The sequence below is a fragment of the Treponema sp. UBA7570 genome (assembly GCA_002477955.1).
In the GTDB taxonomy this organism is placed as follows: Bacteria; Spirochaetota; Spirochaetia; order Treponematales; family Treponemataceae; genus Treponema_D.
Window position 1 is genome coordinate 46,564 of record DLLE01000058.1, and the last position, 10,788, is coordinate 57,351.

A 10,788-nucleotide genomic window follows, 5' to 3' on the forward strand; every position below is an offset into this window, starting at 1 on the left:
CTGAAGATTATTTTTTTATTTTATTTGTTCAAAAACGCTTCCCAGTCCTTGATGAATGACTAGGTTTGCCATTTCGTCCGCTTGAGTTTGAGTTTTGTTTATCATTGCAAGATTTTTTCCGGTAAAATAGCGTATAAAGCCTGCTGCCGGGTAAACGACGAGGGAAGTTCCTCCGATTATGAGCATATCCGCATTTTTTATTGCCTGAATTGCTCCCTCGACAACATTGTCGTCCAATCCTTCTTCATAAAGAACAACGTCCGGTTTTACAAGACCGTTACATTCTGTGCAACGAGGAAGACTGTCCGGAGAATTTTTGCTTTCGAGAATAAAATTGTCGTCATAAAATTTGCCGCATTTCATGCAAAAGTTGCGCAAAGTGCTTCCGTGCAGTTCAAAAACTTTTTTGCTTCCTGCTTTTTGGTGCAAACCGTCTATGTTTTGCGTAACGATTGCGGAAAGTTTTCCTTTTTGTTCAAGCTCTGCAAGCTTAAAATGCGTAATATTTGGTTTTGCGTTTTTTATAATCAGTTTTTCGCGATAAAATCTGTAAAATTCTTTCGGATTGGCGTCAAAAAAACTTCTTGAAATTATTGTTTCCGGCGGATACTTCCATTTTTGCTGATAAAGACCGTCCTGGCTTCTAAAATCCGGAATTCCGCTCTCTGTGCTTACGCCAGCGCCTCCAAAAAATACAATTCGGGAACTTTCATCAATCATTTTTTGAAGCTTTTTAATTTTTTCGTCCATGCTTGTGCCTCTTTTTGTTTGTGTTTTTGACTGTCGGTTTTAATCAGCCGAAAGTGAATGAATTGTTTTATCAATTATATATTTATATAGCCCGAATTTCGAGTTTTATTGTTTTATATTATTATGGGCTTGACTCTTTGTCATTATCTGGGCTCCCTGTCATTATCGGGCTTGACCCGATAATCTATTGAAATTTTACAGCAGATTCCTGTCCAAGTTTAATGCGTAAAAATCTCAGCTCGCACGGAAATGACACATAAATAACTGTTCTTTTTAAATTACAATTTTTAGAATTTATTAAGCTAATATTTTGGGTAAAAACAAACAAGGAATTTAAAAATTGTAAAAAAATATCTGAGAATTGAACAAAATGTCAAATTTCTCCATAATTGTTATAATATTTTATAATATGCCGATAAATATAATTGAAAAAATATTTGTTTCTAGAAATTTGCACTTATAGATTTTTCGTTGTACTATAAAAAAATGATAAAAAAGTGTTATATAAGGGGACGAGCATGAAAAAAAGTGTGTTTTTCTTTTCTGTTTTGATTGTCTGTGGATTATCTGTTTTTGCACGCGGCAAGCGCGATATTGACGAGCGCGATGTTGCCCAGATGGACAGCTGGCAGGAAGAATTTGATATTGGCGGAAAAAAAGAAGGCAAATACAATGCCATGGTTACCGTAAAGGATAAAGGCGGCAACGAAACTGTCGGCGGACCTTATAATATTTTTATTGATCCTGATTCGGATTATCCTGTTTCTGGTATAACAAACCCGATTAAAAATATGCGTGTTCCGGGAAACTTGAATATTGTCGGAACTTGTATTGATGATGACGGAGTTGACGAAGTTTGGATTAGCCTCGACGGGGCAGAACCTGTAAAAGCTAAAGGTAAGGAATTTTGGTCGTATTATCTTGATACTACGGAGCTTTCGGAAGGTCCTCATACAATCGAAGTTTATGGAATTGATATAAACGGACTTTCTTCTGCGGCAAAATCTTCAAAAAATGCAAAAATAACATGGAACCTTGACCGCAGGCTTCCTGTTACAGAAGTTACAAATCTTGCGCTCGGAACTCTTGTTTCTGGAAAAATCATTCTAAAAGGAACAGTTTCTGATGGAAACGGAATAAAAGCCCTTTCATATTCACTTGACGGAAGAAAAACTTTTAGCGAAGTAAAAATCAAGGAAGACAAAAAAACAGGAATTTGCACTTTTGAGCTTCCAGTCAACACAAAAGAATCTCCAGATGGAGCGGCCGTTTGCTGGTTTAAGGCAACGGACAAAATGGGGTCTGTCGGATACAATTCATTTCTTTATTTTATCGACAACACAAAACCAGACGTAAAAATTATTTCTCCTGCTGATGATGAAGTTGTGAACGGCCGTTTTGGAGTTGCAGGTTATGCAAAAGACACAATCGGCGTTCAAAAACTTACATGGGCTTGCGGCGAAAAATCCGGTGAATTTGAACTTACTCCAGGAAATCCGTATTGGTACCAGGAAATCGACACAATCGGCCTTAACACAAAAAAAGTTGAATTTTCGGTAACGGCTTTGGACACCGCTGGAAACGAAGTGACTGTTAAAAAGACAATTCCAATCGATCAGGAACTTGATAAACCCGTCGTAACGATTGAATTCCCTTCTAAAGACGGAATTGTCGAGGGTGATGCCGGAACTTTGTTCTTGCGCGGAATTGCAACGGACGATGACGGAGTTGCCTCTGTCGAATACAGGCTTGACGACGGAGAAACAAAAACTCTCGAAACTCATGGCGTTTTCTATGTTCCGCTCAGCGAAGAAAATGACCTTTCGGCAGGAAAACACAGCGTAACGGTAATTGCGACCGACATTCACGGTGTGCGCGGAAATCCTGTAACTTCGGCTTTTGTTTCTATGGGAAAAGCTTCAGCGATTGAAGATGGAAAAATCAATTCAAGCCTCGGAACTGAGTCTGTGTTTACAGGAGTAACAATTCATCCAGAATCTAATCCGAAATACGAAACTACAGTTTTGAGCGCCTGCGGAATTTCTTCGGTTGCATGGCAGTTAAACTGGGGCGACAACGGAAGCAAGACCGGAGAAGTTGCTCTCAAAGGCGGAGAAAAATCAGTTCCTGTAAGTATTGCGCTTGGCGATGCGGATATTGCTTATGGAGCGGTAAATCTTACAATTACGGCGATTGATATTTATAATCGGGCATCTCAGAAAATTGAGCTTGTAAATCTTTTGGATCTTACTCAGATAAATGTTGAAAAACCGGCAGTTGTTTTTGAAGACAGCCGCATAAGCGAAAATGGCGACATTACAAACGACATTGAGCATCCTGTTTCTGGATATTTTGCCGGCGGAAAAATAAAAAGCGCTTCAATCGTTCCTTCAACTCCTTTTGCAAAAATTGAATACGATGAATTTACGATAAAATTGACTGCGACTGACGCTCTCGGAACTTCATCTCCTGTAAAAGTACGCGTAATTTCTCAGGACAATGTTGCTTACGAAAGCCGCGAATTGATTTTCCATTCGGATTCTCCAGCGCCAAAAGTTGCCGTTGACAAATCTGAAGAAAATCTTGAGCAGCGGTTTGACGAAGACGGAAACCCGGTAGAAGAACTTTCAAAGATAAAAATTTCTGGAGCGGTTTCTTCTGAAACTCCGCTTACTTCTTTAAAATACCGGATTATAACAGTTCCTGCTGTTTTTGACTTAAAAACGCCTTCGCTGGTAACAGGAGCAAATTCTCCTTCGTTCGGACAATTTGCAGAACTTCCTGCAAAAACAGGCAGATTTGAGTTTGAAATTGATGCTGCTGCGCTCAGAAAGGGAATTTCTGTAGTCGAAGTTGTGGCAAACAACGGAAAAACGGCGGCAGATTCTGTAAAAATCAGAAATCTTCCTGAACTGCCTTTAAAAACAGCCGACGGCAAAAAAATCACTCCGGCAAAACCTGTTTATTCGTGGATTGATGCGGAAGATGTTTACTATGTAATTACTTCTCAGACTTCTTCTTCAAATTTTAGCGGAACATTTTTCCGTTCAGAAATGGCTGCCGGTTCTCCAGAACTCTCGGTAAAAGCCAGCGATGGAAAAGTGATTTCAAAATACACGGCAAAAAAAGCAGGCTCTGCAAAAGTATTTATTTCGGAAATTGACGGGAAAACTTACGCAAGCGGAATGAGAATTGCAGTTCCTCGCGGAAATTCTAATTCTCCAAAAAACGCATGTGTGAGCATTGTTTCCGACTTCCCGGTAACTTCCGTAAACTGGGCTCTTTCTGGAGAAAAAATTCCTGGCGGGGACGAAAAACAAAGCGGGAAAGTTGATGCAAAACAAATCCGCCAAATTGATTCAACTCATTACGAGGCAAATATTCCTTTGAATAATCTTCCTTCAAGGCTTACTTCTCTTGAGATAACGGCAGAAACTGCGGGCGGAAATGCTTCTTATAAAGGAACTGTCGGAATTGTGCGCGAAAGAGATTCTTCTCTTGTAGACAACGAAAAAAGGATTTATTGGGCGCCGACAGAAAAAACTCCGTTTGACACTGCAAATTCCCGCTATGTATTAAAAACCGGCGAAAAATTTGGAGCATTTGCAAACGTTTTGGGACCTGTAACGGCAGCTCTTTCAACTTCTCAAAACGGACTTATTGTTCAAGCGGATGGAAATTTTGCATACATTATTGCAGAAAAAGAAGGAATTTATAAAAATATTGGTCTTAAAGTGACTGACAGCCAGGGCGTAACATACAATTCGACTTTGATTGAACTTTTAGTTGACGATTCTGCTCCAACCGTAGAAATTGTTGCTCCTGAACTGCAAAAGTGGATTCAGAAAAATACAATGCTTACTGTAAAAGCTGGCGATTTAAATGGAATTGAAAGCGTTGAATATTCGGTAGACGGCGGCAGAAACTGGAATCCTTGCAAAGGAAACGGAACTGGAACTTACGTTGCCGCGCTCAATCTTGAATCATTTGAAGACGGAATTATTCCTGTTGACGTGTTTGCAAAAGACATTGCAGGAAGAATTTCTTATGCGCGGACAGTAATTCAAAAAGATACTCAGGCTCCGCAGGTTCAGGTTGTTGTTCCTTGCGAAGATGATGTTGTAAACGGCGAGAATCTTATCGCATTCATTGCAAAGGACAACGGACATTTTAGCCGTGCAGAATATGTTGCGCCTAAAAACGGAAATGCCGCTTCTGCGCCAGTTGAAATTCCTCTTGGACCTATGGTTGTTACTCATATTGGAACAGCGGATAAGCAGATTAGCGATTTGATGTCATTCAATTTTTATGATGAAACAGGAAATGTCGAAACAATCCGCCGCTGGGACTTTATAATTGACCAGAAATCAGACCTTCCAATAGCAGAAGTTCATATGCCGGAAGAAGATGCCGTAATAACGACAGACTTTGTTGTTTCGGGCGTTGTCGTTGATGACGATGGACCTTCAAAAGTTTATTACAAAATCGACAACGGTGAATACAAGCTTGTTTCAGAAGACTATGGCACAAGTTTTTCAATCGATGTTCCTCTTTCGACGATGAAAGACAACGAACACTCTGTTACTGTTTATGCAGAAGACTTGAATGGTGTAAAAGGACCGGAATTTGTCCGCAATTTTAAAATTTCTCTTGAAGAGCCAAAGGGCGCAGTTATAACTCCTCCGATTGACAATACAGTCCGCGGCTGGGTAAAGCTTACAGGAAAAGCAACTGATAAAAACGGTATAGGCAAGGTTTATATTTCTGTAGACAACGGAAATACTTATAACGAGGCGACCGGAAATTTTGCCCACGAAAATGAAGTTTCTGACTGGTCTTACGAATTCGACACAAGAGTTGTAGAAGACGGAACTCATGTTGTATTTATGAAAGTTGTTGACTGGTTTGGAATCGAAGGCCTTTATTCATCTTTGATAAACATTGACAACACCGCTCCGAGCATTGACCTTGAATTGCCGCTTGACGATTCAAAAACAACAAAAATGCTGTTCTTCTCTGGCCAGACAACGGATAATATTGGACTAAAAAAACTTTATATTACGATTCGTTCTCTTGAAGGCAAAACTGTAAGCCAAAAACTTGCAAACATCAACTTGACTCCTGGAGAAATCATTACAGAATCAATAGATCTGTCTTCTCTCGACAACGGTTTTTACAATGTTGAATTGACAGGAATGGACGCGGCAGACAATATTACCCGTGTTTCAAGAAACGTTCAGCTGGACAAACGCGCCGCAATGGCAAAGGTTGATCTTTTGTATCCGCTCAATGGAGAATTTGTAAAAGGCGTATTCAATATTTATGGAACGGCAGTAAGCGAAATCAACATCGAAAGCCTTGAACTTTTGGTTGACGGAGAAAAAACGGCAGAAACAACACTGAGCGAAAGCGGATATTACAAATTTAACCTTTCGCCGGAAATGCTCACTGACGGACAACACAAAATTCAGGTTAAGGCAAATCTTGCAAATGTAAGCACGATTATGTCTAACGAGCAGTTTATAAATTACAGTTCTGTTGGTCCTTGGGTTACAATCGACAATTTTACTTACGGAGATTTTGCAATCGAAAGACCGTACATTGTTGGCGATGCCGGATATGCAATTTCTGAAACGGAACTTGTTGCTGCAAAGGCAAAGGGCGCTCAAAAAGAAATGAAAGATGCCGCCTTGGCAAAAACTGTAGAAAAAGTTGAAATTTCTTTCAACAATGGAAAATCATTTGAAGAAATTTCAAAAACTGGAAAATGGCGCTACCGCATTGAAAACGAAGATATTACCGAAGGCTATCACTTTATGCTCGTGCGGGCAACTATGAAAAACGGCGAAACCGCAGTTACAAGAACTATTGTTCAGGTTGATAAGACTAAACCGACTGTTAAGCTAATAAGCCCTGGCGAAGGCGGACGCTTTAACCAAAGCATTGAATTTAGCGGTCTTGCGCACGACGATGTTGCTCTTAAGAGCGTTTCTCTTGCTTTGCGAAAAGGCGACAAGTCAAGTTATGAAGTTCCAGCGTTTATTCAGGGATTGTATTTTGACTGGCATTTCTGGGGCGCAACTTTGTTCGATATTGGTGCCGGACTTTCGTTCTTTGATGATAACGTTCGTCTTCAGGTTCAGTGGGGACAGTTTACGCAGACACAGCGCGAAATGTTTACAAAAACAAACCAGCGTTATGGCGGCGACAGCGTATTTGGAGCAAAAATTCTTGCAAACGTTGCATATATTCCATTTATGTACTTCCTTGGACGCGATTACGAATGGCTTTCTGCAAACGTGACTGTCGGCGCAAACTTTACGAGATTTAATCAAGGTCAGTCTGGTAAGCCGCAGGTTCTTTCTGCCTTGCTTGCCCAGATTGAATTCCCTAGGGTGACTTTCGCAAAACAGAAGATGTTCAGGACGTTCTCAATTTATACAGAAGGCCAGTTGTGGTTTATTCCAACAGATGTAAGTTCGGACGTTGATATTGATAACTTAGTTCCGCAAATCTCTGTAGGTTTGCGTGTAAATGTATTCTAGAAATTTTTTCTAGAATTAGCACATGTAGATTGATTTTGTTTTAGAATGGAGATTTTTATGAAAAAAAGTGGCTTTGAAATTTTTTATAGAGAAAAACCTCGCAAAATAATACGGGGGGGGGTATTTGCGGTAATGCTGGGCGCCCTCGTTTGCGCAATGGGGTCTTGCAAGGTAGGACTTGGAGACTCTGTAGACACCGAGGCTCCTTCTGTAAAAATCGTCTATCCTGATCCGAACACAAACGCCATAATCCGCGGCACTTTCATGCTATACGGCGACTGCGGCGACGACAAGCAGATTACGGCTGTAAAAGTTACTCTTGTAAACACAGACACAGGCGAGACTGTCCTCAAGGACGCGCCTGCGACCGTCGACAGCTCGTCAAAGCACTGGAGCATAGACCTGAATAAATATTCCCCAGAAAACAGGTATGCCGGCTGGCAGCTCGCCGATGGAAAATACACCGCGACAGCACGCGCATACGACGGCTCCCACGACAGCAGCTCGGACGAGAAGAGCAGCTTTTCATCATCTTTCGAGATTGACAACACGCCTCCTGTATTCGTGATCAAAAACCCTGGCGTAGTAAAAAGCGGCTCAAGCTCGCCTTCGGCCTACGGCTCCATCTTTACAGTCGAGGGAACAATAGCGGAGCTGCATTCAGTAAGCTCAATGGACGTCACAATCTACGACGAGAGCGGAAATATAGTCTCAAAGGAAAACTACAACGGCGAGGAGATAAGCTCATTCCGCGAGGAAAATATCGAGACCGCGGGCGGCACAAGCGTAATAATCGCTCAGGCCGGAAGCCAAAGGTACGACGGAATCTACGGAGACTCAAGCGGAACACAGAAATACACCTGCTCAATAAGGCTCACGGACAACGCGAAAAAATACACAACGCCTCCGGACAGCTCAGACCAGAGGACAGCGGAAGAAGCCGCGGCCGACGAAAAAGGAAATTCAACAAGCGCGCTATACCTCTACGACGATGTCTACGACAGTCTTTTAAGCCAGAAAAAGGAGACCAGCAAAAAGCTCCAGCCGACGGATTTAATGAACATACTCAACGGAACAAAGAGCGACGACGAGGCCAAGCAAATTCTTGCCACAGCGGAAAAGGACACCTCATCGGCGGAAGAGAGCGGACGGCTTTATTTTTCGCTTAACCCGAACGCGAACCCGACATACCAGGTCAACGGATTTGAATACAAATTCGGAGCGAACGCAGCGAACCAGCAGGCGTCAAGCGGAAACGCGGTTTCCGTGACAGTAACGCAGGGGCTTGACCAGACACAGATAGACCTTGACGGAAACGAGAAATCGAACGCGACAGTAAAGGTCTGGATGAAGGAATACACGGCGGCCCCGGAGTCAAAGGAAGAGCTTGCCGCGGAGCTCAGCGAGACTCTTGCGGCGAAGGTGAAGGCTCTTGAAGACGATGAGGACGGATACTCGGAGGCGACATTCACAGAATACTCAAAGGCGACAGAGGAGCTTCCGGCGACAGAAATCGGGGGCTGGAAACTTATATACGACTACGGAAAGAACAATTCCGGAGGAGCGTCGGTCTCGACAAAGACATTCTCGGTAACACTTCCGGAAGGCGCGATAGTCCTCAACAAGTATTATATTCTTGCGGTGACAGGACGCGACATAGACGGAGTGGAATTCTCGCAGAGCACGATATACGGCTTTGAGGGAAACGAGGCAGGAGTTCCGCCGACTCTCAAGATTCTCTCGCCGGGAGGCTCTCTCCAGGCGGAAACAGGCTTCAGCTTCAGCGGAAGCGCGGCTTTGAAGGGAGGGTCTCTCTACACTTCATATCTGCGGGCGGCTCTCACCGTGACAGACCAGGACTCAAATACGGAGCTCGGAACATACACAGAGGAGATAAGCCGGGCAGGAGCGGACAAGAGCTGGACTTCCACTTCGGCGTTCACATGCGGCGAGGACGGAATCTGGACATTCAGTCCATCAGGGCTGGAAGGCTACGAGAAGATAAAGGCGGAGAAAGGTTCCGGAAAATCATATCTTTACACGCTTGAGCTCTACGGAAAATCTTCCTCCGGCCACGACGCAACGGTCTCGTCAAATGTCCAGATTGACTCCGTTCTGCCAAAAATCGAAATCTCTTCTATTACGCCTACGGTTGATGAATATGATGGAAAAACAGGGCCGTTTGTGAACGGAACAGTCACGGTAAAGGGAACTGTCGAGGAGACAAACCTTGAAAGCGTAGCAATGCAAATCTATGCTGGAGACGAGCTGAAGGAGACAAGAGACCTCGGAAAAGTCTACTCGTTCACCCAGACGATTGACACGACAGAGCTTCCGGACGAAGTTTTGCTCGATGTAAAAGTTACAGCGACCGACAAGGTTGGAAACCAGACAACGTATTCATCTCGAAGCGCGGCAGATTCAGAATATACAAGTCTCAAAATTTCACAGAAGACGGACAATCCTGTAATCACTCTGAACAACGCGAGCAATTCAGATGAATTTAAAACAGATTCAAAAAACATCAATGCGAACAAGGGCAACCTGTTCGGAACGATTTCGAATAATAAGATTTCTGTTTCTGTTTCTGACGACGACCTAATAAAAAGCGTTGCGATGAAAGTTTATAAGGCTGATAAGACAAACTTAGTTGATTCGACAAAAAAAGACGATATTGGAAAATCGACTTGCAGCAATTCGTTCACGCTTCCTTCTGACGAGGGCGTTTATGCTGTGGAGATTATTGCGACAGATGATGTTTTGTCCACCGAGCTTTCTGGAAGAACACCTGTAACTGCAACCACAGGAAAATTCTTCATCGCGGTTTCCGCAGGAGCGCCGGTAATCACACTGGATTCGATAAAAGAATATCAGCCGAAAAATCCTACAATTTCAGGTTCTGTAAGTTCTAGCGAAGCGAAGGTTTCAGCTCGTTTTATCGATATCAGCTCAAATGCGGTGCTTGAAACTCAGCCAGCGAGTGTTATTGTTGATAACAGCACCATTTCTTCAAGCAAAACATGGACTTCTTCTCTTGACAAATCTCTTTCAGACGGCAGTTACAAAATTCTTTTTACAGCTTCAAATGATTACGGCGAATCGTCAACTGCGACTGCAAAATTTCAGGTTGATAATGGTGCTCCGACCTTAACAATTACTCAGTACGGCTCAAATGCTCCTAGCGGTGGTGTTACATCTACATCAAAAGTTGATTTCCATGTGATTCCATCAAATGAATACACAATAAAAGGAACTGCGACTGACGGCGTAAGCGGCGTTGAGTCTGTTCTTTTTAAGCTTGGAAAACTTTCTGAAAATGAAGAGCCTTCTACAGCTAACGGCTGGAACACGGCTTCAATTTCTTCATCGGGAAGCTGGACTGCGGTTGTTTCAAGCGATATGCTTTCAGCCCTTGATGAAAAAGACGGCTCAGCCGCGTATGTTTTCCATGTTGTTGCAGTGGATAACGCCGGAAACAAAACCGGCAATTCTG

Annotated in this window: 3 protein-coding genes; 2 read left to right on the plus strand and 1 reads right to left on the minus strand. The window is 42.8% G+C overall.

Annotation, left to right across the window (positions count from 1 at the left end; all coding sequences use genetic code 11):
- Nucleotides 1–15: 15 nt before the first annotated feature.
- Entirely contained in the window at nt 16–750 is a 735-nt protein-coding gene (locus B4N75_RS07900; protein WP_296667047.1) for an NAD-dependent protein deacylase, read from the minus strand.
- Nucleotides 751–1,268: 518 nt separating this feature from the next.
- On the opposite strand from B4N75_RS07900, the gene B4N75_RS07905 reads away from it, so the two are divergent.
- Nucleotides 1,269–7,295 (plus strand): Ig-like domain-containing protein, encoded by a 6,027-nt coding sequence (locus tag B4N75_RS07905; protein WP_296707065.1) that lies wholly within the window; start codon nt 1,269–1,271, stop codon nt 7,293–7,295.
- 57 nt (nt 7,296–7,352) lie between these two features.
- Nucleotides 7,353–10,788: hypothetical protein (locus tag B4N75_RS07910; RefSeq protein WP_296707066.1), on the plus strand; the 3,436-nt coding region annotated here is incomplete at its 3' end.